The 26,324-nt window shown below is 45.6% G+C and carries 24 protein-coding genes; 11 read left to right on the top strand and 13 right to left on the bottom strand.

All coding sequences use genetic code 11. The features are described from left to right. Window positions 1-75 precede the first annotated feature (75 nt). Window positions 76-2,358 (bottom strand): nitric-oxide reductase large subunit, encoded by a 2,283-nt coding sequence (locus LSG31_RS23160; RefSeq protein WP_347437395.1) that lies wholly within the window; start codon window positions 2,356-2,358, stop codon window positions 76-78. Between the two features lie 149 nt (window positions 2,359-2,507). On the opposite strand from LSG31_RS23160, the gene LSG31_RS23155 reads away from it, so the two are divergent. Both LSG31_RS23155 and LSG31_RS23150 read left to right on the top strand, forming a co-directional pair. Continuing rightward, a complete protein-coding gene (locus tag LSG31_RS23155) occupies window positions 2,508-3,185 on the top strand; it encodes a uracil-DNA glycosylase (RefSeq protein ID WP_347437394.1) in 678 nt (225 codons plus the stop codon). An 88-nt stretch (window positions 3,186-3,273) separates the two neighbouring features. After that, entirely contained in the window at window positions 3,274-3,846 is a 573-nt protein-coding gene (locus tag LSG31_RS23150; RefSeq protein WP_347437393.1) for a DNA-3-methyladenine glycosylase I, read from the top strand. A 22-nt stretch (window positions 3,847-3,868) separates the two neighbouring features. Here LSG31_RS23150 and LSG31_RS23145 read toward each other — a convergent pair whose 3' ends face one another. The 3 genes from LSG31_RS23145 to LSG31_RS23135 form a co-directional block, all read right to left on the bottom strand. Then, complete coding sequence (locus LSG31_RS23145) at window positions 3,869-4,279, bottom strand: hypothetical protein (RefSeq protein WP_347437392.1); 411 nt, start codon at window positions 4,277-4,279, stop codon at window positions 3,869-3,871. Between the two features lie 348 nt (window positions 4,280-4,627). Further along, window positions 4,628-5,542: a ribonuclease Z gene (locus tag LSG31_RS23140; RefSeq protein WP_347437391.1), complete on the bottom strand. Its 915-nt coding sequence runs from the start codon at window positions 5,540-5,542 to the stop codon at window positions 4,628-4,630. Between the two features lie 27 nt (window positions 5,543-5,569). Then, window positions 5,570-6,499, bottom strand: coding sequence for an alpha/beta hydrolase (locus LSG31_RS23135; RefSeq protein ID WP_347437390.1), 930 nt, complete (start codon window positions 6,497-6,499; stop codon window positions 5,570-5,572). Between the two features lie 369 nt (window positions 6,500-6,868). On the opposite strand from LSG31_RS23135, the gene LSG31_RS23130 reads away from it, so the two are divergent. The 3 genes from LSG31_RS23130 to LSG31_RS23120 all read left to right on the top strand — a co-directional run bounded on the left by LSG31_RS23130 (window position 6,869) and on the right by LSG31_RS23120 (window position 10,579). Next, window positions 6,869-7,813, top strand: coding sequence for an EamA family transporter (locus LSG31_RS23130; RefSeq protein ID WP_347437389.1), 945 nt, complete (start codon window positions 6,869-6,871; stop codon window positions 7,811-7,813). Window positions 7,814-8,181: 368 nt separating this feature from the next. Then, the gene (proB, locus tag LSG31_RS23125) at window positions 8,182-9,303 is read left to right on the top strand and encodes a glutamate 5-kinase (protein ID WP_347437388.1); all 1,122 of its coding nucleotides are present in this window, start codon (window positions 8,182-8,184) and stop codon (window positions 9,301-9,303) included. After that, window positions 9,287-10,579 carry a glutamate-5-semialdehyde dehydrogenase gene (locus tag LSG31_RS23120; protein ID WP_430734223.1) on the top strand — a complete coding sequence of 431 codons (1,293 nt, stop codon included), beginning with the start codon at window positions 9,287-9,289 and terminating at the stop codon, window positions 10,577-10,579. The genes proB and LSG31_RS23120 overlap by 17 nt, the downstream gene beginning before the upstream one ends. Window positions 10,580-10,669: 90 nt before the next feature. On the opposite strand, the gene LSG31_RS23115 is transcribed toward LSG31_RS23120, so the two are convergent. The 3 genes from LSG31_RS23115 to trhO form a co-directional block, all read right to left on the bottom strand. After that, window positions 10,670-10,954, bottom strand: coding sequence for a DUF1292 domain-containing protein (locus LSG31_RS23115; RefSeq protein WP_347437386.1), 285 nt, complete (start codon window positions 10,952-10,954; stop codon window positions 10,670-10,672). 92 nt (window positions 10,955-11,046) lie between these two features. After that, window positions 11,047-12,306: an NRAMP family divalent metal transporter gene (locus tag LSG31_RS23110; protein ID WP_347437385.1), complete on the bottom strand. Its 1,260-nt coding sequence runs from the start codon at window positions 12,304-12,306 to the stop codon at window positions 11,047-11,049. Between the two features lie 200 nt (window positions 12,307-12,506). After that, window positions 12,507-13,427: an oxygen-dependent tRNA uridine(34) hydroxylase TrhO gene (gene trhO, locus LSG31_RS23105; protein WP_347437384.1), complete on the bottom strand. Its 921-nt coding sequence runs from the start codon at window positions 13,425-13,427 to the stop codon at window positions 12,507-12,509. 348 nt (window positions 13,428-13,775) lie between these two features. Here trhO and LSG31_RS23100 point away from each other — a divergent pair, with 348 nt between their 5' ends. From LSG31_RS23100 to hcp, 3 genes are all read left to right on the top strand, one after another. After that, window positions 13,776-14,564 carry an SDR family oxidoreductase gene (locus LSG31_RS23100; RefSeq protein WP_347437383.1) on the top strand — a complete coding sequence of 263 codons (789 nt, stop codon included), beginning with the start codon at window positions 13,776-13,778 and terminating at the stop codon, window positions 14,562-14,564. 76 nt (window positions 14,565-14,640) lie between these two features. Further along, on the top strand, window positions 14,641-14,823 hold the full coding sequence (locus LSG31_RS23095) for a hypothetical protein (RefSeq protein ID WP_347437382.1): 183 nt from the start codon (window positions 14,641-14,643) through the stop codon (window positions 14,821-14,823). A gap of 388 nt (window positions 14,824-15,211) precedes the next feature. Then, window positions 15,212-16,504, top strand: a complete 1,293-nt coding sequence (hcp, locus tag LSG31_RS23090) for a hydroxylamine reductase (RefSeq protein ID WP_347437381.1) — start codon at window positions 15,212-15,214, stop codon at window positions 16,502-16,504. A 164-nt stretch (window positions 16,505-16,668) separates the two neighbouring features. Here hcp and ytxJ read toward each other — a convergent pair whose 3' ends face one another. From ytxJ to LSG31_RS23065, 5 genes are all read right to left on the bottom strand, one after another. Continuing rightward, on the bottom strand, window positions 16,669-17,019 hold the full coding sequence (gene ytxJ, locus LSG31_RS23085; protein ID WP_347437380.1) for a bacillithiol system redox-active protein YtxJ: 351 nt from the start codon (window positions 17,017-17,019) through the stop codon (window positions 16,669-16,671). Window positions 17,020-17,179: 160 nt separating this feature from the next. After that, window positions 17,180-17,710 (bottom strand): nitroreductase family protein, encoded by a 531-nt coding sequence (locus LSG31_RS23080; RefSeq protein WP_347437379.1) that lies wholly within the window; start codon window positions 17,708-17,710, stop codon window positions 17,180-17,182. An 88-nt stretch (window positions 17,711-17,798) separates the two neighbouring features. After that, the gene (locus LSG31_RS23075; protein WP_347437378.1) at window positions 17,799-18,029 is read right to left on the bottom strand and encodes a DUF1450 domain-containing protein; all 231 of its coding nucleotides are present in this window, start codon (window positions 18,027-18,029) and stop codon (window positions 17,799-17,801) included. Window positions 18,030-18,236: 207 nt separating this feature from the next. Next, complete coding sequence (locus LSG31_RS23070) at window positions 18,237-18,869, bottom strand: DUF47 domain-containing protein (RefSeq protein WP_347437377.1); 633 nt, start codon at window positions 18,867-18,869, stop codon at window positions 18,237-18,239. Between the two features lies 1 nt (window position 18,870). Beyond that, on the bottom strand, window positions 18,871-19,854 hold the full coding sequence (locus LSG31_RS23065) for an inorganic phosphate transporter (protein ID WP_347437376.1): 984 nt from the start codon (window positions 19,852-19,854) through the stop codon (window positions 18,871-18,873). A gap of 354 nt (window positions 19,855-20,208) precedes the next feature. Here LSG31_RS23065 and LSG31_RS23060 point away from each other — a divergent pair, with 354 nt between their 5' ends. The 3 genes from LSG31_RS23060 to LSG31_RS23050 all read left to right on the top strand — a co-directional run bounded on the left by LSG31_RS23060 (window position 20,209) and on the right by LSG31_RS23050 (window position 24,415). Further along, window positions 20,209-20,814 carry a glycerol-3-phosphate responsive antiterminator gene (locus LSG31_RS23060; protein ID WP_430734222.1) on the top strand — a complete coding sequence of 202 codons (606 nt, stop codon included), beginning with the start codon at window positions 20,209-20,211 and terminating at the stop codon, window positions 20,812-20,814. A gap of 277 nt (window positions 20,815-21,091) precedes the next feature. After that, complete coding sequence (gene glpK, locus LSG31_RS23055) at window positions 21,092-22,588, top strand: glycerol kinase GlpK (RefSeq protein ID WP_347437375.1); 1,497 nt, start codon at window positions 21,092-21,094, stop codon at window positions 22,586-22,588. Between the two features lie 168 nt (window positions 22,589-22,756). Then, on the top strand, window positions 22,757-24,415 hold the full coding sequence (locus tag LSG31_RS23050) for a glycerol-3-phosphate dehydrogenase/oxidase (protein ID WP_347437374.1): 1,659 nt from the start codon (window positions 22,757-22,759) through the stop codon (window positions 24,413-24,415). Here the strand turns inward: LSG31_RS23050 and LSG31_RS23045 are convergent. Beyond that, entirely contained in the window at window positions 24,412-26,157 is a 1,746-nt protein-coding gene (locus LSG31_RS23045; protein WP_347437373.1) for a sigma-54 interaction domain-containing protein, read from the bottom strand. The genes LSG31_RS23050 and LSG31_RS23045 overlap by 4 nt on opposite strands. Window positions 26,158-26,324 lie beyond the last annotated feature (167 nt).

Raw genomic sequence — 26,324 nt, 5'->3', positions numbered from 1 at the left:
TGAGGCTTTTTTTCTATGGTTTCTTTTTTCTTTAGTTCTCTTTATTCAGCGGCCTGAAAAAATTCAGTGAAACATTCAGTGTGTCGTTCGTTCTCTGAGATGCGGCAGGTGTGCTTCATCTTTCAACGACCGTCCCGTTTTTAGCCCGAGAATAAACCATCCAAGAGCCAATGCCCCAAGCGCGAAGATCGTATCTCCAATAATTCGCAGCCATACGAATGTGTGAACGATCGGTTGCTGCATGAATGTGTCGGAACGTGCATACCACACTCCATGTTCAACACTTGCCCATGTTTGCATCAGACCAATGGGGAGAAGACTGAGAAATATCATTAAAATGAGCCCAATATTGACGGCCCAAAATGAGAATTTTAAGAGCCCGGTCTTCCACATTCGCTGTGTTGTCAGTCCTCTGAGGCAGAACAGTGTCAGTCCGATTCCAAGCATGCCGTAGACACCGAATAATGCGGCATGCCCATGAACTGCTGTCGTGTTCAACCCCTGCATGTAGTACAGCGCAATCGGTGGGTTGATAAAGAACCCGAAGAGTCCCGCACCGACCAGATTCCAAAAGGCTACAGCCACAAAGTAGTAAATCGGCCACTTATACGCGCTGACCCAAGGACGTGTGCGTGTTCGGGTAAGGTTTTCGTATCCTTCAAACCCGATCAGGACCAGTGGCACAACTTCCAGCGCACTAAAGACAGCACCGTATGCCAAGACGCCGATGGGCGTTCCGCTGAAATATAAGTGGTGGAACGTTCCGATGATGCCACCGAACAAGAAAATGATGGTAGAAAACAATACGGATGTCGTTGCCGTTTGTATGCGCAATAGCCCCATCCGATTAAACAGGAAAGCAATCACCGCTGTAGCGAATACTTCAAAGAAACCTTCTACCCATAGGTGTACAACCCACCAGCGCCAATATTCCGCCATCGCTAAGTGAGTATGTTGCCCCCACATCAGTCCCGGAACATAGAAGACAGGAATAGCAAATGAAGCGAGCAAGAATAAACCCAGTAAATGCCGGTTTTCTTTTGCTTGTTTGAAAGCAGGCAAAAGAGCTCTCGCCATCAGGAAGAACCATAGGAAAAGTCCGACCGTCAAGAAGATCTGCCAAAACCGACCGATGTCTGTGTATTCGTATCCTTGATGCCCGAACCAAAAGTTTGTTTTCAAAGAACCAATTCTTTGCATAATCGCTGCCCATTGGCCGAACAAGGAGCCGACAACGATAATCAACAAGCAGACAAACAGGAAATTCACGCCGAAGCGCTGATACTTCGGTTCATATCCGGAAACGGCCGGAGCTACAAACAACCCCGTGGCTAACCATGCGGTGGCAATCCAAAAGATTCCCAACTGTGTATGCCAAGAACGGGTTACAGAGTACGGTATCCATTTCGCAAGCGGGATTCCGTAAAAACTAGCCCCTTCGACTTGATAGTGTGCAGTTACGGCACCGAGTCCCACCTGTAGAACCCAAAGGGCGGCAACTACCCAAAAATATTTAAGTGTAGCTTTCATGGAAGGTGTAGGAGAGAGTCCGAGCAGCGGATCTTTTTCCGGATATTCTTCTTCTATCGCTGTATGTTTCTGTACCGCATAGTACCATGCGATGCCTCCGATTCCAGCGAGCAGAACGACAAAGCTTACTACCGACCATACGACCATTGAACCTGTTGCATGATTCCCTACCAGAGTCTCGTGCGGCCAGTTATTCGTGTATGTCACAACATCTCCGGGGCGCTCGGTTACACATGCCCACGTGGTCCACCAAAAAAATGCATTCAAAGGCGGAACACGGCTTGGATCTTTGATTGCATTGTCTTGAAGCGCATAGTCGTCGCGTAATTTGGCAAATTTCGGATCGTTTGTAAAAAGGGATGTGTAATGCTGGCTGATTGCATAAAAAGCTGCTGCGCGCAAGGGAGAAATGACCAGGTCTCCGGTTTTTGGATTGTATGTATTTGTTCGGAGTTCCTTCTGCAGTCTGACTTGCAAAGCAGCTTTTGTTTCATCATTGAGCGCTTGATACGTTTTTCCGTATGAATCGAATGACCATTTGTCTAAAATCCATAGACTTTCCCGGTGCAGCCAATCGGCATTCCAATCGGGAGCGACATAGGCGCCATGTCCCCAGATTGTTCCGACTGCCTGTCCCCCCATCGATTGCCATACATTTTGGCCCGTTAAGATGTCCTGATCTGTAAATAGCACGGTTCCTGTAGTAGTTACCACCCGTTTCGGGATTGGCGGCATTGTATTATACGTTGCGCCGCCGTAATAACCGAGAACGGCAAATGAAAGTATAAATACGATTGCCAAAGCAATCCAATGTTTTGAATACTTCACATGCTCACCTCCAATATCTTGAATCGAGGATAATTTAACCAAATCAGGAGTTTTTATGCGAACTACATTTCGCAAAATTGACTGCTTCAGTTTGAACGGAAAACAGGATATGATAAGGTGGAATCGATATAGGCAAGGTGTGAATAAAAGTGGCAGCTATTTTACAAAATGACTGGTCGGAACAACTGAATGAAGAGTTTCAGAAGCCGTACTATCAGAAGTTACGTAAATTTCTTGTCAAAGAATATAAGACGAATGTAATTTTTCCGGATATGTACGAGATATTTTCTGCACTGCATTTGACCGCATTTTCTCACACAAAAGCAGTAATTTTGGGACAAGATCCCTATCATGGTCCCGGACAAGCACATGGCCTAAGTTTTTCCGTTAAGCCCGGTGTGGGTATCCCGCCATCGCTGCAGAATATCTTTCGAGAGCTGCATGCAGACATCGGCTGTCCGATTCCGAATCATGGATATCTGGTCAAGTGGGCAGAACAAGGCGTTTTGCTATTAAATGCCGTATTGACAGTTCGACAGGGACTGCCCAATTCTCATAAAGGAATGGGATGGGAATTTTTTACGGATCAAGTGATTGCCTGTTTAAATCAGCGGGCCGAGCCGGTCGTATTCATTCTGTGGGGCAGTCAAGCACAACAGAAGCGGAAATGGATCGATGAATCCCGACATTTTGTCATACAATCTCCCCATCCCAGTCCATTATCCGCCCATCGCGGATTTTTTGGCAGTCGGCCATTTTCCAAAGTAAATGAATATCTCAGGAGTATTGGTTCAGAGCCGATCGATTGGTGCATACCGAGTCTTTGATTGGAATTTTTGAAAAGAATGGTTGAGCAACAAGACAAAAGCAACATGACAAAAAATACTGGCTGAACAGGAAAGGAATGAAACATGGATGGCCGCACGATGCGGATGGGTCACAAATGACCCATTATATATCGACTACCATGATCGGGAGTGGGGAGTACCGATCTATGAAGATCAACGGTTATTTGAATTTTTGGTGTTGGAAGGCGCTCAAGCAGGATTAAGCTGGTACACCATATTGAAAAAGCGGGAAAACTATCGTCAGGCGTTTGATTCTTTTGATCCGGAAAAAATCGCCGCATACGATGATAACAAAATTGCCGAACTGCTCGATAATGCGGGAATCGTCAGAAACCGTCTGAAAATACAAAGTGCGATCGGGAATGCAAAAGCCTTTTTGCGAGCAAAAGCAGAGTTCGGCTCGTTTCGCGAGTATATTTGGTCGTTTGTTGGCGGACAGCCGCACATCAACCATTGGAGCTGCCTGGAAGATGTGCCTGTCAGCACTCCGGAATCAGACGCCATGAGCAAAGATTTAAAAAGACGCGGATTCCGGTTTGTCGGCACCACGATCTGCTATTCGTATATGCAGGCAACCGGGATGGTGATGGACCACATTACAGAGTGTTTCCGCTACCGGGAGTTGAGCAGAGAGGAATAGGCCGGCATTTGTCGACCGCATATCAATACGCTTTGCTGAGCTTATCAACGAGTGGAAGCACATGATCGAATCGATAGATGAAGGAACGATCTTTGTTGTCAAAACAAATCAGAATCGTTTCATTTGCCGGCATTTTCATGATAAATGCCTCCAGCAGAACCGTATCTTCTTTTACAATGGGAGGTTGTATGGGGATTTTGTATACAATTTCTTTGTCGGTAAATTCGATTTTGGCCTTTGGATAAACTGTGTGAACCTGACGAAGAACTTTCGATAATTCATCCTGAATTTCCTGCGTATTTTGTATGGTCCGGACAACAGTGCCTTTGCTTGCATCAAAAACCTCTATTTTCGCAAGCTCATTTGCGTAAACGGGTTGATATGTCAAAAAGCAAATGAGCACGCATGCTGCCGTTAGTTTCGTGAGTTTCATGGAAACACCTCCGAACTGTATTTTCCCCCATTTTTGTATAAATCATGATTCCCAAAAACATCAGGACGTCTATGCCGTTTTGCACGTATGTCCTGATGCTTTTAGTGCGTGTTCAAAAAGTGGTTAAGTAAGACACAAGGAGTGCGAAGCCGAAGCGCGAAAAGGCGACGAAGTGTACGTGCTTGGTACATGAGTAAGCCTTTTTGGGATTCGGCAAAGCAATCCGCCGTGGAGTTTTGACTACTTTTTGAACATCCTCTTTTAGAACATCTGTAGTTTGAACCTGAATCCTCACAGATTCAGGCTGAAATTATGATTGGGAATTCCAGTTTGCAAGCGAACTAGGGATTACTCTTCAGGAAAATGCAGGCTTGTGATCATTCGGTCGAAGCCGATTTTTGTGTTTGGAAAAATTTTTGTCGCTTCTGTCAGGTAGTCAGACGGATTGGGCATTGACGGGCTAAAATGTGTCAGCCATAATTCCCGCACCTGCCCCACTTTGGCAAGTTCGGCCGCCTCACGGAATAGCATATGCCGGTTTTCCAGGGCATTTTCATATTTGTCTTCACTTCCGTACATGCCTTCGCAAATAAATAGATCGGATTCCCGAATGAAATCAGCGATCGCAGGAAGCGGACGGGTATCTGTGCAATAGGCCAGGCGAATTCCATTCCTTGCAGGTCCCAGCACCATATCCGGCGTATATTCTGTGCCATCTGTGCGAATGGCATGTCCTTGTTGCAAGGATTTCCAGAAATTCACCGGAATTTGCAAAGCTTTTGCCCGTTCCGGCAGAAACTTGCGTCCCCGTTTGATTTCCAAGCGGTAGGCAACACAAGGAACGTGATGGTAAACGGGAAGTATGGAAATGTCTATGCCTGCGAGTTGCAAGGCGGTCGTCTGCTCGATCGGCAGTTCGATCAAATGCAGCTCAAATGGCAGTCTTGGCGCAATCACCAGCAGACCGGTGATCACTTCCCTAAGTCCCGGCGGACCAATCAAGGTGAGAGGTTCTTGCCTGCCGGAATTGCCGATAGTCAATAAAATCCCCGGCAGACCGATGATATGATCTGCATGATAATGTGTGAAACAAATCGCTTCAATCGCTTTAAATCCCCAACCGATTTGCCGCATGGATACTTGTGTTCCTTCGCCGCAATCGATCAAGATCATTTTCCCGTTATAGGATGCAAGCAATGCTGTCAGGGACCGTTCCGGCAAAGGAAGTGATCCGCCACAGCCCAGCAGGCAGACTTCAAACATAGTAAAAACTCCTTTGTAAACAAACTGTTACGCACAGTATTCATCCAGCCACTTCAACACATCCCGTGTCACTTCATCGCGATTGATTTCGTTTAACATTTCGTGTCGTCCGCCTGGATATAATTTGTATTGTACATGTTTCAACCCTAAAGTTCGATACGCAGATGCCAATTGCAGCACGCCTTTTCCGCAATTGCCGACAGGGTCTTTGGCGCCGGAAAACAGGTAGATCGGCAAGTCTTTCGGAATTTTTTTCAAATTTTCAGACTTGTGAATGTCGCGCAAACCTTTGAAGAAGTAGTAAAAGAAACTGGCAGGAAAGTGGTTGCCGCAGCATGGGTTTTGAATATACGCATCAACTTCCTGTTGATCCCGCGTCAACCAATCAAAATCTGTACGGTTCGGGGCAAAAGGCTTGTTGTATGGATCAAACACCAATTTGCGGATCCGCTCGCTTTTCCATTTGTCCCCGTTCTTTTTCATTTCCTGCTTGGCCAGATAAATGCCAAGATGGAGCATGGGGCTTTGTTTTCCATTGGTGCCTGATAAAATGACTCCCTGAACCGTGCTGCCATAACGGGAGATGTACGTTTGCGCCAAAAACGAGCCCATGCTGTGGCCGAATAACACGATCGGCAAAGATGGATGCTCCGATTGTATCAAACGATTCAATTGATGCATATTTTCAACCATTTTCGTATATCCGTCTTCTCCGATATATCCGAAATCACCTGCGCTTTTTACCGACCTCCCATGTCCGCGATGGTCATTGGCGTAAACAATGTATCCGTTCGCAGTCAATGCTTTGGCAAACCGTTCGTAACGTTCGGCTGTTTCATTCATGCCATGGGCGATTTGCACGACAGCTTTACAGCCGGAAGTGATTTCAGGCAGCCATGTATAGACAAAAATCTCAAATCCGTCTGGATCTATAAAGGAAAACGATCGCATGCTCATTTCTCCCCGCCTTTTAGGAGTTTACAATGCTAAGTGTAACGGTCGCAATTTTATACGTTCTAAGGTTATTATATCGAGTGTACCTGTCGATACAAATCAAATGAAAAAGTTTCGTACTTCATTTGTTGTATATGTTAATTTTACAATATCAGAATCAAAAGAAATCATGCCATTGGGAAAAACAATGAAAAAAAACCGTTTTGGCTGCAAAAAACTTGAAAGAAGCGGAAGAACCAAGCATTTACAGATGAACCGGTTATCCGTAGAATAGATATGATATGCGAAATTTCTGACTGCAGAAAGAACACGCGTTTCTTTCAAGTTTCACATGATCTTGCTGAAACGATTTCACTTGGAGAGGAAGTCACTATGGCACAGCCACAAACAAGCACAGGTATCGAGTATCAGCCAACCCTGAAACTGGAACGATGGAAAGGCATGATCATGGTCTTGATTGGTGCGATTCTATGGGGAGTATCGGGAACGGCAGCACAAGTATTGTTTCAAAATAACGGATTTCAACCTGCATGGTTGGTAACGGTGCGCATGGGCTTGTCTGGACTGATTCTCGTGTTGTTTTCGATGATTGGCGCAGGGACGCAAAAGACGTTTGTCATATGGAAACGGCCGAAAGACGTCTTGTATCTTGTCGTATTTGCTGTCATTGGACTGATTGGCGTACAATACTCGTTTTTTGTCACGATTGCTTTGAGCAATGCGGCAACTGCAACGATCCTGCAATATTTGGGACCTGTCGCCATTACGCTCTATCTGGCACTGCGCTTGCGCAGAATGCCCAATCGCTGGGAGAGCTTGGCAGTCGTATTGGCGTTTGTCGGGACGTGTCTGCTCATTACGGATGGACGGTGGAATGCCATAAGCATCTCACCGGGCGCTGTCAGTTGGGGACTGATCTCAGCTTTGGCACTCGCTTTTTATACGATGTTTCCGCAAAAACTGATCAAGCAATACGGTTCGGCAATTATTGTGGGCTGGGCCATGTTGATTGGCAGCGTGCTGTTGAGTTTTGTCACACATCCCTGGCGTCTGCAAGGTACATGGTCATATTGGGCTTTGGAGCTTGTCACATTTGTGGTTTTGTTTGGAACGCTTGTTGCATTTTACTTATATTTGGAAAGTTTGCGATACATCACGCCTTCGGAAACAAGCTTGCTCGGCTGTGCGGAACCTCTGTCGTCCGCTTTTGTTGCCATGATGTTTCTCCATGTACGACTGGGATTGATTGCGTGGATCGGGGCGTTTTGCATTTTGGCCACCGTCGTCATTCTCTCCCGCAAATCGGCAGGCAGATGACGATATGAGCCGATACAAACGCATTTCTTGACAAGCGGTCAAGAAAGGTGTATAAATATTTAAAATGCCAGTGTTATATCATTGACGTGATGAAGGAGATACGACATCGGAAACAGCTATGCAGAGAGTAGAGGTCTTGGCTGCAAACCTCTATTGGCAAACCGGATGGTCGCCCGACTCCTGAGCGTTTCGTGAAAAGCGGAATGGTTCCTGCCATTATCAGGGTTGAGTGAATAGAATTGTTTCTATTAATGAAGGTGGTACCGCGAAAGAGCCCTTTCGTCCTTCCAGGACGTTTGGGTTTTTTTATTTTCCCAAAAAATACTAAGAAAAGAATCTAGTGCTTGACAAAAGGATGGCGAACAGATATGAAACAACAGCGAATCGTCGTAAAGGTAGGTTCCAGCAGTCTTACCGGAACGAATGGGTTGATTTCATTGGAAAAAATTCAAGGATTGACGGCACAAATTGCGCAGCTCCAGAACGAAGGATATCGTGTCATTCTGGTGTCTTCAGGGGCAGTCGCAGCAGGACTAGGGAAGCTTGGCTGGAAGCGGGCCTCGATCACCATGCCGGAAAAACAGGCGGCATCCGCAGTCGGGCAGGGGCTATTGATTGATACATACGCCCAGCTATTTGCCGAACATGGGATTGTGATCGCACAAGTCTTATTGACACGCTCTGACATTGAGGATCGCAAACGCTTTTTGCACATTCGCAATACGCTGGAAACGTTGTTGCAGCATGGGATTGTGCCGATCATCAATGAAAATGATACGGTTGCGGTGGAAGAAATCCGCTTTGGCGACAACGATACATTAGGAAGTCTTGTGGCATTGGTGGCAGAAGCTGACATGCTGATTCTCCTGACAGATATCGATGGTTTATATACGGCACATCCGAAGAAAAACCCGGATGCCCGGCGAATCTCAGACGTTTGGGAAATTACGGAGGAGATGGAGAGAAGCGCCGGGGGACAAGGCAGCGATGTGGGCACAGGCGGCATGCGCACAAAGCTCACCGCTGCAAAGATTGCCACACATTCGGGAATTCTGGTAAAAATCGCCGCAAGTTCAGAACCGGATGTCTTGCAAAAAATTGTAAGCGGCGATACTATTGGGACGACCTTTCATCCCAAGCCCGATTCGATTGGCGGAAAAAAGTCCTGGATGATTCACGGGACTCGGGTGGAAGGTACGATTGCCATTGATGACGGGGCGGTAGAGGCATTGACTGAGCATACAGGCAGCTTGCTGATGCCGGGAATTGTGGCTGTTGAAGGGGAATTTCATGAGGGTGCTGTTGTGGAAATTGCTTCGGCAAAAGGAGAAGTGATCGGCAAGGGTGTTGCACACTTTTCTGCATGGGATTTGAAACTATTGTTGGAACAAAAAAAATCCGGTCAAACATTGCGCAATTTGCATGAAGTGATACACAGAAATGAGCTTGTGATTATAAAGGAGGGCAATGGCCATGTTTACACAGGGTGAAGAGCGAAATCGGGAAGTCATCACACAAGTGAAAGCGGCAAAAGAAGCAGCCGGAAAACTGTCCGGTGCGACAACCGGCCAAAAAAATCAGGCGTTACTCGCCATGGCAGATGCCATATGGCGGAATCGGCAGGAAATCCTTGTCGCCAATCAGCAAGATGTACAGGATGCGCAAGCGGCAGGGCAAACGGCAAGCAAGGTCGACCGCTTGCAACTGAATGAAAAGCGGCTGCAAGATATGATGGAAGGCTTGCGGAAACTGATCGAGCTGACAGATCCCATCGGTGAATTGCTAGAGACGATTCTGCGTCCGGACGGGCTTCTGATCGAAAAAGTGCGAGTCCCGCTTGGGGTTATTGCAATGATTTATGAATCTCGCCCTAATGTTACGGTAGATGCTGCAGGACTTGCGCTGAAAACGGGAAATGCTGTGGTTTTGCGCGGCGGCAAGGAAGCTCTGCGCTCCAATGCCGCATTGGTAAAAGCGTTAAAAGAAGGGCTGGAAGCGGTTCATTTGCCGACAGATGCCTTTCAATTTATCAACCGCACCGAGAGAGAATCGGTGGATGACTTGATTCAGGCGCGAGGATTGGTGGATTTGGTCATTCCGCGCGGCGGGGCAGGGCTGATCGAGCGGGTTGTCAAGCATTCCCTGGTGCCTGTCATCGAAACGGGCGTCGGAAACTGCCACGTGTATGTGGACAAACAAGCAGATTTGCAAAAAGCGGATGCGATTGTAATCAATGCAAAAACACAGCGGCCTTCCGTTTGCAATGCGATGGAGACATTGTTGGTGCATGCGGACATCGCCGAACAATGGCTGCCGGTTATCTTGGCACAACTGATGGAGCGGGGTGTGGAAATTCGCGCCTGTGAACGTGCCCGTGCGGCTCTCGCTGGAAACCCGCAACTGCGGGAGAAGGCAGTGCCTGCGACGGACGCGGATTGGTCGACAGAGTTCCTGGATTTGATCATGAATGTCAAAATTGTGGCGGATGTGAATGAAGCAATCCAACATATCAACACATATGGGACATTGCATTCGGAAGCGATTGTCACAGAGGATCCAGGATCTGCACAAATCTTTTTGCAGCAAGTGGATGCGGCCGCCGTCTATCACAATGCATCGACGCGCTTTACAGATGGGTTTGAATTCGGGTTTGGCGCCGAAATCGGGATCTCCACACAGAAATTGCATGCCAGAGGCCCGATGGGCTTAAAAGAAATGACCAGCTACAAATATCTGATCAAAGGAAATGGCCAGATACGGGTGTAATTCTCATCTTGCAGTTGTTACGCAAAAAGCATCCCAATCCACATGAAAAGCGATTGGGATGCTTTTTTCATTTGACGGATCGTACGTCTGCTATGCGCGTGAAGGTTCTTCAAACAATGTTTTCTCAATGGCATCCCATTCCGACTCGTCAGCAATATTGACGAACGTTTCCGCACCATTCTCATCCGCTACAACTTTCAATAATGCGTATTGGTCCGACTGCTCCGTACTGATAAGAAATGCATACGCCTGGTCATTTACATATAAACGATCCGCGATATAAAAAGGGTGTGATTGCCCCCACTCATCCGCCAGATACAACATTTTTGGCGTTTCACAATCGCAAGCGGCCTGACTCCCGCATGAACATGACATTCGCTTTTCCACCTTTCAAACCTGTTCAATAGTAAGGACGATCGGAACATCCCTTCATAAATTATAAAAGAAATTGACTAACAAAAGATAGGCTAAAATGCCTTAAAAATCATATATAATCCAAACGCCATGACAAGCCCGGACACAAGCCAGACACAATATTTATACAAGCCTCTCATCCGCCATTCCGGAGGCAGCGCTTTTGCTTCCAGAGCGAGCAAAAATCCTAGAACAATAGGCAACAGCATGGCATTCATGACTTCTACATCGACGGTGATTTGAACCAGGTCAAAACTTGTCAAAACCAATATTGCTCCGCCAATATGTGCAAGTGTATAAACAAGATAAAAAACCGGAGCATCCTTGCAAGAGTGATTCAAGCTGTGATTCAATCCGAATGCTTCCCCGATTCCCCATGCCCCTGCGACAGATACGACGAGAGACGCGATAAATCCTGCACCGAGCATTCCAAATCCGAAGGTGATTTTCGCCAATGTCGATCCTAAAAACGGTTCCAAGCCTTGAGAGATTTGTTGAATGGTATTGAGAGGTTGATTGGGAGAAGCTTTGCCGATTGTCGCAGCGACTGCGATTACGACAACCAGCATGATCATTTGTGTAAGGATCGAGCCGAATAACGTATCAAAACGCATCGCTTTTACATGTTCTTTAGTCAATCCTTTATCGATAACCGCCCCTTGTTGGTAAAAAACCATCCAGGGCATGATAACAGCTCCGACATTTGCTGCCAATAAGAATACATATCCCCGGTCATGAAAAGGGATCGATGTGATTCCTTGCGCCATTTCATGGACGGAAGGATGTGCAAGAAAGGCAGCCGGTATGAATAAAAGCTCCAACAAGCCAATCGCGATGCCAATTCGTTCAAATTTACGATAGCTGCCGGTTAAGCCCAATACGATTAAAACAAAAGTTACGATCGATACACTGATCCATTTGGGGATGCCGAATAGCTCGCCGACTCCTGCCATGCCCGAAAATTCGGTAACCAGGGCACCGATGGAGGCAAGAAATAAGGAACATACGGAAACAAGCGCCCACCCCATGCCAAATTTCTCCCGAATCAGATCCCCATGTCCTTTGCCTGTCGCAACACCCAAACGAATCGTTACTTCCTGTACGAGATAGAGTATCGGAATTAATATCAGTTGTGGCAAAATCATCCTGTAGCCCCATTGGGCACCCGATTGTGCGGCTGTTATCACACTACCTGCATCTGTATCCGCCAACATCACCATCATGCCGGGTCCGACGACTGATGTCAGCATAATTAGCAAACGTTTCCAGGAAAAAGGCGTGATGGCCGATGGCAATGCTTTGTCCATTTCCATGAAAGATCCCCCAAAACCGAATGAAAATTGATAATCATACTATTTATATTGATAATAATTTTCATTATCATCCGTGTCAATGGATACTCTCACGTGAAAAATGTCCGAACTTTGACAAATAAAATGCCTGCATACAAATGCAAAAACACCCTGTTCAATTGGAAACATGAAGCAGGGTGTTTTTATCCGAATTTTGGGTGTCATTGATTTGTTTGCAACTGTTGTTTGCGTTGTCGATCAAATTCTGCACAGGAACTGGAACAATATCCTTGGTGCTCCTGTTCACATGCCACGCAACAGATATGCTGGTCATGACACAAATCATTTGTGCAGTTGATATAGCGGTCTTCCGGCTTGCCGCAATGGATGCAATTGCCGATGACGACATCCTCATCGGTTTGGTTGATGCGTACAGAAATTCTTTCATCGAAAACGTAACACTTTCCGTCGAACAATTTTCCCTGAACTTCCGGATCTTTGCTGTATGTGACAATCCCGCCGTTCAGTTGAGCTACATCTTTAAAACCTTCCTCGATCAAGAACCCGGTCAGTTTTTCACAGCGAATGCCGCCGGTACAGTACGTTAAAACTTTTTTGTCTTTGTATTGGCTGAAATTATTGCGAATCCATTCCGGGAACTCCCGAAAAGATTCCACATCCGGCCGAATGGCGTTGCGAAAATGGCCGATATCGTATTCGTAGTCGTTCCGCCCGTCAAGCACAATGACATCTTCCTGTTGCAATTGTTCGTAAAATTCTTTGGGAGACAAATATTTTCCAGTCAATTCATTAGGATCCAATTGGTACTCATCAACTCGAAACGTTACCAATTCTTTCTTATGGCGAACATGCATCTTTTTAAATGCATGTCCATCCGTCTCATCAATTTTAAAAACCATATCGGCAAAACGCGGATCGCTGTGCATTTCTTGCATATACGCATCCGTTTGCTCCACGGTTCCGGATACAGTTCCGTTAATGCCTTCCGCCGCAATCAAGATACGGCCTTTCAAACCAAGATCCTTGCAAAATTGCAAATGTTCTTTTGCATACTCTTCCGGATTTTCGATTTTTACGTACTTATAATACAATAGGATTCTGTATGGTTTGGTTCGTTCCATCTTTTCCGCTTTCCTCCTTTGTTTTTGCATCCCAAATCAATATCGACAAGCTCTTTATCTATAGCAACAGCGCTCTTGCAATCACCGACAAGAATGTGAAAAAATTTTGCTAACCTTATCTGTTATACTATACTTTTTCATTCATATCAAATGTTCTCAAATAAAACCAAAATGTGCACAGAATTCCATTTTCGCGGCTCTCATGGCGTTGGTTGCCCGTATGGAGAGTTTTAAACTGGCGTTTCCAAGTCGGGTGCATGTTGCAAACGCTTTAGGATGCGATACAATGAATACAGAATGGTAGTTTATAACAAGGTAGTTTATAACAAGCTTTTGGGAGGTTTGATGATGGATTTAGGTCTTAAGGGAAAATCTGTCTTAGTGTCTGCAGCCAGTAAAGGGCTTGGAAAGGCAACTGCATTGGAATATGCGCGGGAAGGTGCGATCGTAACGATTGCCAGCCGCAATTTTGAACAATTGCAGCAAACGGCAGAAGAAATTAAGAGAATCACTGGACAAGCAGTTACTTGTGCAGAAATGGACATTACACGTGCGGAAGATGTGGAGAATGCGGTCAGCACAGCCGTTTCGGCGGGCGGTGGATTGGATGTTCTGGTGTACAATGCAGGCGGACCGCCTGCCGGCATGTTTGATCAATTTGATGATGCACAGTGGCAAAAAGCGTTCGAGTTGAATTTATTGAGTGCTGTCCGGATGATCCGTGCAAGTCTTCCACATATGCGGGCAAAAGGAGCGGGGCGTATCATTACATTGACATCCAGTTCCATTAAGCAACCGATCAACGGATTAATTCTTTCGAATACGATCCGCACAGGTGTCTATGGGCTGACAAAAAGCCTGGCTGCCGAGTTGGCAAACGATCAAATTTTGGTCAATACGGTTGCGCCAGGCCGGATTGAGACAGACCGAATCCTGGAATTGGATGCATTTTCTGCGAATCGGCAAGGGATATCTGTCGAAGAGTTGCAGAGTCAATCGTTTAGGCAAATCCCCGTAGGCAGGTACGGAACACCGGAAGAATTCGCAAGGGCAGTCGTTTTCTTAGGTTCTTTTGCCAATACATACATAACGGGACAGGCATTGCTCGTCGATGGCGGCATGGTAAAAGGCCTTTAATTTGTTTTCGAGTGAATCCTTGGCGATTGGTTAAACTGTATATAGAAGACGAACTCATGATCGGGGAGGTTTCTACATGCCGTTGGAGTTGTACTGCCCGCAATGCGGGGAACATGTGAATACAGAAACGCTAGAGATTGAACAGGCGATTTGTCCGTCATGCGGAGAGCGGGAAGCGATTAAAGCGTACATCAACTATCGGAAAATACATGATCAAGTCCATGATGGGGTCATTACAAACACCATAAAGGATTCTTAACACACAGAGAGAAGGAGCTCCTTCTCTTTTTTGCTTTGTATTAAGTAAAAGAAAAATGTTCGCATGCAAGTCTAAAGATTCCCCACATAGGCCGATACTGAAACTATATTAGCATCAGACAGAAGCGGGGGATGGTCGTGGAATTTTTCAAAGGGCTGAAATACGGAATTTTATTTTCCCTCGCGCTTTGGTCGTTTATTTTTGGGGTGGTATGGTTGTTTTTGAAATTTGTTTGACTTCTTTTTGGATGTTTTGTGACGCTTTTCACATTATGGGCGTACGTGTGATATTTATCACATGTACGCTATTTTTATCCCCAGTATAATGATGCCAGCAACAAAACGATTTTAATATTAGAAAAGATATTGTACTGGAGGAGAAATCAGAGATGTTTTGTTATCAATGTGAGCAAACGGCGCTTGGCGGCTGTACGGTTGTAGGAGTTTGTGGAAAGACGGAAGATTTGGCAAGTATTCAGGATACGATCATTTTCGCTTTAAAAGGGATTGCGGCATATGCGACACATGCCCGCGAACTTGGATATACGGATCCGGAAGTGGATGCAATCACACATGAGGCGTTGTATTTTACATTGACAAACGTAAACTTCAATCTCGAAGAACATGTGAACATGGCGTTGAAGGTAGGTTCGGCGGCTGTCAAGGTGATGGAATTATTGGATCGGGCGCATACGGACCGCTTGGGAATTCCCCAGCCTGTTCGGGTTTCACAAAATAAAGTAGAAGGAAAATCGATCGTAGTCACAGGACATAATCTGTTTGCGCTGGAAGAGTTGTTAAAGCAAACGGAGGGCAAAGGAATCAACATTTATACACACTCGGAAATGCTGCCGGCGCATGGATATCCACAATTGAAAAAATACGCTCATTTAAAAGGAAATATTGGAAAGGCATGGTACGATCAGCGCAAATTGTTTGAAGAGTTTCCCGGTGCGATTCTGGCAACGACAAACTGTGTCATGCCGATTAAAGGAACATACGCAGATCGCTTTTTCTCCTATGAGATTGCAGGACTTAAAGGAGTTGCAAAGATTGTCGACAACGATTTTACACCTTTGATTGAAAAGGCGCTATCTCTGCCTTCTGCCCATATTGAATCGGATCAAACGTTGGTGACCGGGTTTCACCATGAGACGGTGATCGGTCTAGCGCCTGAAATAATTGCAGCCGTGAAATCCGGGAAGATCAAGAGATTCTTTGTCATTGCAGGTTGTGATGCGCCAGGTCGGGGCGGTGAATACTATCGGGAATTGGCAACATCTTTGCCAAGTGATACGGTGATATTGACAACGTCTTGCGGAAAATTCCGATTTAACGATGTGGAATATGGAACGGTTCCCGGCACAGATATTCCGCGCTATATCGATTTGGGGCAATGCAACAATTCCATCTCTACGGTAAAAATTGCGTTGGCACTTGCCGATGCTTTCGAATGTCCGGTCAATGAATTGCCGGTAAGTATCGTATTGTCCTGGTTTGAACAAAAAGCGGTTGCGATTTTGCTTGGTTTATTCAGTCTGGGTATTCAAGATGTGCGGATCGGACCCAAAGCGCCTGAATTCCTTGCACCTGGAGTTGTCGAAGTGCTGCAAGAAACTTTTGGCCTGCAATTGATCGATACGGCACAAAAAGACATGGAAGTCATGCTGCAGCTCGTATAAGGAAACCGGAGAACGAAATAAAAACGCTTCATCAGCAGCAAGATGAACACTTTGAATCAGCAAAGTTAATGTTTGGCAGATTTGACTGTAAAGATTTAAAAAGACATCCCTTCCGGAAACTTGGAAGTGGATGTCTTTTTGACTTTTTGCCATGGATGGGAGCGTTATGCGTTGCCGTTCAGCACATCTACCAGACTTGCTTTTGTAATGGACCAATGAGAGGCATTCCACACCGCCTGCTTGTTTTGCAATAAAACCGTTTGCGGAGATTCATGCTTCACCTGCAGATCTGCCGCGATTTGATTGGATACAGGACGTGATTCGATTACTTTGACCAATACGTAATCCACATCCTGACGCGGTTCGCCCGCAATGTACGCCTGGCATTCGGCAAATGCGTTTGCGCTGATCGGGCATGTGGTACTGTGTTTGAATAGCAATACGAGTTTTTCCGTGGACTGTTCGAGGACGTTTTGCCATTCGTCAAGTGATTGAATTTCGCGCCATTGTGTCATGTAGGACAACTCCTTTTATCGGTATCGTTTATAAAGTAAGTTTTTAATAGCAAGTATCAATATACCCGATTATTGTAACGCACATTGGACAGGAATGCACGCAAGGATAGGAGTTGTGTTTTGACTGTATTGAGTGCACTGACCTGATTGACTGTATCTTTTATGGGTTGCGATAGATTTCCCGATGTATCACCTGTTCGATAGGATACATATCTTTTTCTTTCGGTACCATGTCCGGCTGGCCGAATCCAAGTATGGCAACCACACGCAAAGATTCCGGGATGTGCAGGAGTGCTCGCACATGGGATTCACGACTGGCAGACTCTGCCGCATCTTCCGCATGGTAGACAGCTCCCCATGCAGCGCCGAGCCCAAGGGAAGTGGCTGCCAGCCAAATATAACCGCCGGCAATCGAAGCATCTTGCAGCCAATATTTGCTCAATTGGGGATTTGCCGCAATAACGATAGAGGCAGGTGCAGTCTGCAGCCATTTCATGTAGGGTGTGGTAGTTTCTAATGAATCGAGTGTTTGTCTGTTTGTGACAAGGATAAATTCGCATGAAGGCAGATTGTTGCCTTTTGGTGAGAGGTAGGCAGCTTGCAAGACTTGTCTGACTGCATCTTCTGAAAGCGGTTCTGTTTTAAATTTGCTGATTTCACGACGGTATGTGATTGCAGATAATACATCCATAACGGGTCATTCCTTTCTCTGATTTGCGACTGATTCCTTACAAAATCAAGCGTAGCACTGTTTATCCTAGTAATCAAATCGATTTTTACTATTTTATCGTTTCGTCATTTGTATGTAAAATGTCCTGTACCTTTTGCAATAATTGCTCGGGAGAATATGCTTCGATGACGACATCATCGACGATGGCGAATAAGCATAAAAAACAACCGGCACAGCGGTTGAGGCAGGCATAGGGTACAATATCAGCATCCGGAAACATGGTGCGCAATTTTTGGATCAGATCCATCGATTCATTTGTCTCGCAAATTTCGATTACCATATGGATTCCCCCTTTTCTTCCATTGTTTCATACTGCATATAGGTGTCAATACAGCGTCAAAAGAAAAAGCCAAGTAACGATGTACTTGGCTTTTTCCGTACGACAACCAGTCGCGCCTTCATTCAGGGAATTCACGGTTTTGCTGTCGTGTTTCGATGGAAGCTGTCTGGACATCCGAAGTTTTCTATACATTCGCGTTTTTCAGGCTTATACGTTTCCTTTAATCAGAATTGTGCCGATGATGTCGGCAGCTTCATCAACGCGGTCTGCCGCATTGCTTAAATGGCGATAAATTTCCCGAATCTTCATCACGTATTTATAGTCGTCAAGTTCAAACAATTCTGCTAACGCGTGCCGATATAAATCTTCCACCGCATTTTCCATTTTCTTTGCGTGAACCGTACATGCACTGGCTTTCTCCGGATCGTTTACAAGGTGAAAAATCGCAGCGCGCAAGGAAGTTACAGAGTCGTTTAATGCTTTTACCATTTCCATCATTTTGTTTGTCGGTTCGACCTTGTACAACTCCAATTCTTTGATCGTCGAATCGGCATAGTCCAAAATATTATCAATGGTTCTTGAGAGTGCAAAGATATCTTCCCGGTCAATCGGAGTTACAAACGTACCTTTCAGATCCGTGATAATATTGCGCCGCAATTCGTCTCCGTGTTTTTCTGCATTGCACATTTGTTGGATGATTTCTTCTCGTGTGTGGTTCCCTGAGCGGTTTGTCATAAATGCCAGCAGAAGTTCCATTCCATGTATGGTCGCATCGGCCTGCTCCAGCAAATACGTAAAAAATCTTCGTTCGGTCGGGGCAAACAGGTCTTTCCATTTCATTTTATACCAACCCTCCCAGCTTGCAAATCCATGTCAAAGATGCAGCGATTACGAAGGAAATAGGCATTGTCAAAATCCAGACAATTGCCATTTTTCGTACAACCTGAAAACGAATACGTTCTTTCGCGGCTCGATAGCCTACTCCAACCAAAGCGCTGTCAACCGTCTGCGTAGTGCTGACAGGACCGCCGAAAAAGGAAGCGGCAAAAACGACAAGGGCTGTCGCAATTTGTGTTGCTACGGCGTGTGCAGGACGTGAGTGAAAGACGTGAAATCCGACTGTTTTGGCGATGCGAAAACCACCGCTGAAAAGTCCAGCGGCAAACGCGGCAGAAGAAAGCAGGATCATCCATGGAAACACATGAAAATGCTGCTCTTGCTTTGCAAGCATCCACACGATCGCCAACAAGCCAATGGATTTTTCCGCATCGTTGATGCTATAGCCAAGTGTCATCAGGAATGCGCTGATATATTGTATGGTTAATATGCGAATTCCCGTTTTATAGGAAAATCGCCGCAAGAGTTGAATAAGAAAAAAATACAATCCGTATCCGACGATCGATCCACAGGAAACAGATAAAAACAAGGATGCGAATACTTTTATGAATCCTCCCCAGAGAATGGAAGACGTTCCTGCTGCGATGATGGATGAACCGATCAATCCGCCTACAAGTGCGAATGTTGTACTTGTCGGTATTTTTACATACCATGCAATTCCGAGTGTAAGCAGTGTTGCAAGCAACGCAATGTTTACGATCAGGATCCCGGCGCGGGGAAGATTGACGATTTGCGTGCCGATTGTCTTGGCAACAGCCGTTCCGAAAAGCAGAGGACCTAAGCAAAGAGAAGCAATGATAATAAGAATGGCAACAAGCGGTCGAATGGTCCTTGTATTTGCAAGAATCGCCAATAAATTGCCGCCATCATTAAATCCTGATAAAAAATTAAATCCCAAGATGAAAAGAGTAGCTAGTACATACACCATGTCTAGCCTCCTATACGAATATAAATGGATGCGATAAGATGTTTGAATCTCTTATCGCAACTTCATTCCACAAAATAAGCCAAAACAATGGAAGGGATTGCAATATACTATGATTTTGCATGCGAAACATATACCGATTGTTATTGGAACTATTTTTTCAATGGGATTGAAAATTATGCAAATGGATAAAGTCATTGTCGTGTGAGCACAGGGAATCGGATATGAAAACCTCACGAATTCGAAACACAGTAAAAAGTGTTTGAAAAACATGATATGATTAGCAATAATATGCAGGGAAGTTGCTCATGGTAATACTATGGCACTTGAAGCAAGTGGAACGAGTGATCTTGTGAAGTGAAATTGCTACAGTTTGGCGGGAAGGCGGGAATTTTTTTGACACATTTTCAGCAACAGCAGATCATACCGGCTGCACGGAAAGTGAAAGACTTTGAAGAAGTCTTGAATTTGCAGTATGAATACGTAATTTTGTTGGAATCCCCTCTTGCCCAATTGCATCATCTCGTCCGAATGGCAAAAGAACATAAGAAAAAAGTGCTGCTGCATGCAGATATGATTAAAGGATTGAAACATGACGAACATGCTGCCCAATTTTTGTGTCAGGTGATCAAACCGGCCGGGCTTATTTCCACACATCCCGCTGTCATTGCCGTTGCCAAGAAGCATAAATTGATTGCCATCACAAGACTGTTTTTATTAGACTCACAAGCACTGGAAACCGCTTATCGGATGATCGATTCTTGCGCACCCGATTATATTGAAGTGCTTCCTGGAATTATCCCTGGGATTGCCAAGGAAATCAATGAGCGGACAGGCATTCCGATCATAGCCGGCGGATTTATTCGCACCATGGACGATATCCGTACAGTTCTCGAAGCGGGTGTTACAGCTGTGAGCACATCGTATAACGTGCTTTTGAAAAGCAAGATCATTCGAAAATAGAACTCGATTTTCATCGATAGAATTTCATATTGACATGACTTGCTCCGATCGTTTAGATTTAATGTATAGAGTTTATAGAGGTTGGATTTGTGAGAATCCTGTTTTGACGAGTATGCAGCAATGCAAAAGTTTGAAGCAATTTGCAAGTTGGTCAATTTTCGGAAGTTGGAAATATACAAGTTCATAGATTTTTGGAGATCGAGAGAGCCGCAGACGGATCTGATAACATGGAATGTTATCAGCTTGTTTGTGGCTTTTGTTATAGGAGGCTGCATCTGTGGGAAAAAACTATGTGCTGGCGATTGATCAAGGAACGACAAGCTCTCGTGCGATCGTTTTTGACAAATCGGGAACGATTGTTGCAGTTTCCCAAAAAGAATTCACGCAATACTTTCCGCAAAGCGGCTGGGTGGAACAGGATGCCATGGAAATTTGGGACTCCGTCTGTCATGTGATCCATGATGTTCTCTCTTCCAATCAAATAGAGACGAAAAAGATTGCAGCGATCGGGATCACCAACCAGCGGGAGACTGCCGTCGTATGGGATGCGGCAACCGGTTTGCCCGTTTATAACGCGATTGTATGGCAATCCAGGCAAACGGTTGAAATATGTGAAAATTTGAAACAGCAGGGATTTCAGGAACTTGTCCATTCGAAGACCGGGCTATTGATTGATGCGTATTTTTCCGGGACGAAAGTAAAGTGGATTCTTGATCATGTGGAAGGGGCAAGGGAGAAAGCGGAGCAAGGGCGGCTGCGATTTGGAACCATCGACAGCTGGCTTGTATGGAAACTTTCCAACGGATCCGCACACGTCACAGATTACTCCAATGCGTCCCGGACGTTGCTGTATAATATCCATGATTTAAAGTGGGATGAAGAACTGCTGCAGATGTTGACGGTGCCTTCCTCTATGCTGCCAAACGTTCGCTCGTCTTCGGAAATTTATACACATACGTCACCAGCCGTGTTGTTTGGCGAGTCGATTCCTGTAGCAGGAATTGCCGGCGATCAACAAGCGGCATTATTCGGGCAGACGTGTTTCGCTCCTGGGATGGCAAAAAATACGTATGGTACCGGCTGTTTTATGTTAATGCATACAGGCGGCAAGGCAGTTCCCTCAAACCATGGATTGCTCACAACGATTGCCTGGGGATTGGATGGCAAAGTCGAGTATGCGCTTGAAGGAAGTATATTTGTTGCCGGTTCTGCCATTCAGTGGCTGCGGGATGGCCTTGGCATGCTGGAACGATCTTCCGATAGCGAAACATATGCAGAGAAAGTGGATTCCACAGAAGGTGTTTATGTGGTGCCGGCATTTGTAGGACTTGGGACTCCTTATTGGGACAGTGATGCAAGAGGGGCTGCATTCGGATTGACTCGCGGTACGCAAAAAGAGCATTTTGTACGTGCGACATTAGAATCGCTGGCATATCAAACAAAAGATGTAATACGAGCGATGGAAGCCGATTCCGGTATCGAACTGCAGTGTTTGCGCGTTGATGGCGGCGCTTGCGCGAATCAGTTTCTGATGCAATTCCAAAGTGACATTCTCGGTGTGCCTGTTGAGCGGCCCGCAGTTTTTGAGACGACTGCGCTCGGAGCAGCCTATTTGGCGGGATTGGCGGTTGGTTTTTGGAAAAGCAAAGAGGAGATTGCACAGCATTGGAAGATCGACCGCATATTTGAGCCGCAAATGGTTGAACAAAAACGGGATGATTTATACAATGGATGGCGAAAGGCCGTGCAAGCAACCAGAAGTTTTAAGTTATAGAAACGGAAGATGTCTCAAATTTCTATAAACCAGAGAAATTTGAATAGAATTGCCAAGTTCATAGATTGGTCGAGAAACGGAGAAAAACCACGCAGATGTGTTTCCACGTATTTGAAAAAGGAAACATGTCTATTCGTGGTTTTTTCATTTTACTAAGGAGTGGAAGATATGACAAAAGGTTTTTCAGCTTTGCAACGTACAGAGGCAATCACCGCACTTGCTGCGAATGAATACGATTTGTTAATTATCGGCGGCGGGATTACAGGAGCAGGAATCGCACTGGATGCGCAAACAAGAGGTGTGCAGACAGCGCTGATCGAGATGCAGGATTTTGCCGCTGGTACATCCAACCGTTCCACCAAGCTTGTTCATGGCGGTTTGCGCTATTTAAAACAATTGGAAATCAGGTTGGTCGCAGAGGTCGGCAAAGAGCGGGCGATTGTGTACGAGAACGCCCCACATGTCACTGAGCCACAGTGGATGTTGCTGCCGCTGATCGAAGGCGGTACATTCGGCAAATTGGCCACATCTGTGGGATTGTTTGTGTATGATTATTTGGCTGGCGTAAAACGCAGCGAGCGCCGCTCGATGTTAAACATTGAGCAGACACTGCAGAAAGAGCCATTGTTGCGCAAGGATGGTTTGAAAGGCGCCGGATGTTATGTGGAGTACCGTACGGATGATGCGCGGTTGACGCTGGAAGTGCTGAAGGAAGCCGTTCATCGTGGAACAACCGCCCTTACGTATGCGAAAGCGGAACATTTGCTATATCGTGACGGGAAAGTGATTGGAGTCAAAGTACGGGATGTTCAGACAGATCAAACGTTTGCCGTGTATGCCAAGAAAATCGTGAATGCAACTGGGCCGTGGGTAGATGAATTGCGGGAAATGGACGGCTCCAAGAAAGGCAAATACATTCACCATACGAAAGGCGTCCATATTGTCGTCGACGGCAAGCGGTTCCCGCTGCACAATCCCATTTATTTTGATGTTCCGGATGGACGCATGGTGTTCGCCGTTCCGCGGGATGGCAAAACATATATCGGCACAACAGATACCGATTACCACCAAGACCTGTTGCATCCGCGGATGACTAAAGGGGACTTGGAGTATCTTGTAAATGCAATCAATTTTATGTTTCCATCCGTGCGATTGACACCGGAGGATGTGGAATCCAGTTGGACAGGTGTACGGCCATTGATTCATGAAGAAGGAAAATCCCCTTCGGAAATTTCACGAAAAGACGAAGTTTTCCTATCTGCCAGCGGCTTGATTACGATCGCCGGGGGGAAATTGACCGGCTATCGAAAGATGGCGGAAAAAGTTGTGGATATTGTGACAGCAGACCTTGCAGCAGAGAAAGGCAAACCGTATCCATCCTGTACGACAGATACGGTTCGGCTGTCAGGCGGAGATTTTGGCGGTTCACGAAACTTCAAAACGTTTGTTGAGAGAAAGACGAATGATGGTCTTCAACTCGGGTTAAGCAAAGAAGAAGCGGAAAAACTCAGCAAACGCTATGGTACGAATATCGATGTCCTGTATGACATCATCCGCAATCGCAAACAAGATTTGGAGATATCCGGTTTATCACTGGAAGTATTCGCTTCTCTCATCTATGGAATCGAACACGAGATGTGTTTGACGCCGAGCGATTATTTTATTCGCCGAACGGCCAGCATGTACTTTGATATTCCGTGGGTGCATCAATGGAAAGCAGGAGTTATCAAGTACATGGCGCAAATCTTCCAATGGAATGAAGGGACAACACAAGCGTATACAGATGAATTGGAACAGCGAATCCGCGATGTGACAGAAGCTGTTTAAATATCGTCCTGAATATTGAGTTGCCGCAACTTTGCGTACAATGTCCCTCTTGAAATTCCCAATTCTTTGGCGGCCGCCGCTTTGTTGCCGGCCGTTTTTTGCAATGCCTGCAGAATTGCGCTGCGTTCCATATCTTGCAGCGCAACTCCTGTATCTTGTGAATTTGGAGTTGGCTGTTTGTATTTGTCTTCGAATTCCTGCTCCAAGTGATCCAATGTTTTGAACGGAATGGAAGGAGGAAGCTGATCCAATGCAATTGTCTCATCCGTTGCAAAAATCACCAACCGTTCAATTGTATTGCGCAATTGTCGTACATTGCCAGGCCAGTGATAGGTAGTCAGAGCCGCGATGACTTCCGGTGTCAAAAGCGGTATCGGTTTATGATATTGTTGGGCAAATCGTTGCAGGAACGATTGACTTAACTCCAGAATATCCTCCGGCCGTTCCCGCAAAGGAGGCAGATGAATCGCCGCACGTTCCAATTGATAATACAAATCTTCCCGGAATCGGCCAGTTGTCAATAAGTCTTTCAGCGGCTGTACAGTTGTAAACATCAGCTTTGTCTGCAGCGGCATGGGCGTATGGCTGCCGACGCGATAATAGATGCCGTGCTCCAAAAGATGAGCCAGTTTGATTTGTAAATCTTCTGCCAAATCATCTACCTCGTCCAAAAGCAAACTTCCACCTGCAGCAAGTTCAATTTTTCCCGGTTTTGCTTGTGTTTCACCGCCAAACAGGTTTCCCTGATACCCGAACAGTTCGCTTTCAATAAGGGAAGGAGGCAGAGTGGCCGCGTTGATTTCAAGAAACGGGCAGGCTTCTCCGTGATCTGTCATTTGTTCATGTATGGCCTGTGCCAAAAGGCGCTTGCCAACACCTTTTTCCCCTGTTATCAGGATGGGAATCGGTACGTTTGCCAATTGTTTCGCTTGCCGAACCGCAGCTTGAATCACATGGCTGCAGCCTTTTATCTTTCCGAAAGGATCGGAGCTTGTTTCGTCCGGCATGTGCTCGCTGGAATTTCGATTCATCAATTCTTCACTGACTTTGACGATCTGTGAAATGTCTTGCTCAGTAGCTACTGCTCCAATCAATTTCTTTTGCCCATCGTATACAGGTGCTGCATTGATCAATACATGTTTATCCGGGCGGGGATGGTGATACACATGTCGGATCGGGCGCCCTTCATCAAGAATGTTGAACAGCATGATCGATCCTTGTGAAAAAAAGTCGCCAATTCGCTTGCCGATAATCAACTCGCCAGGTACACCATAAAACTCTTCGGCAACACGGTTCCAATAAAAAACGGTACCTTCCCGATCGACACATGTGACCGCATCGTTGACAGAATCAAGCAGCGTATCCAGAAACGACTGGGTTGTTTTCAATTGGTCAAACAGGAAATTTGCAACAGCTTGTTTGCTTAAAAATCCTTCGATCTCTCCGGATGTCCGAATCACCAGCAAATCCGCATCCGGTTCAAAATTCAATGTTTGAATATCGTCGGAGGAGACTGCTTGTAAGGGTTTCCAGGGGAATCGTGTTAGATCATTTGGCAATGAACCATGCAACGGATCATCTGAAACGGACATAAATCCAATATATTGATGGTCTTCTTGCAATACGACAATCTTGGCTGCTGATGTTTTTATTTCACTGAACAAGTGTTCATGGTGGAATCCGGAGCGAAATGAGGATTCAATCACCAGTATGTTTGTTTCCATTGGAATTTTATCAATCATCGCTGTATTCTCCTTAACAGGTTGCAAGCGTAGTTTGTTCGTTGTTTCGCACGATCAAGTTTTCTTTCATTGTATCATACCATTGAACTGTATAAACAAAAATGAATAATTGAACATTTTTGTTTAAATAGTGTACAAAAATAAATTCATGATGTACAATTTAAATA

Origin of the sequence: Fodinisporobacter ferrooxydans (genome assembly GCF_022818495.1) — a bacterium.
GTDB classification, from domain to species: Bacteria; Bacillota; Bacilli; order Tumebacillales; family MYW30-H2; genus Fodinisporobacter; species Fodinisporobacter ferrooxydans.
Note: the sequence above shows the minus strand (reverse complement) of the source record. Positions and strands in the feature narration are given on the sequence as shown.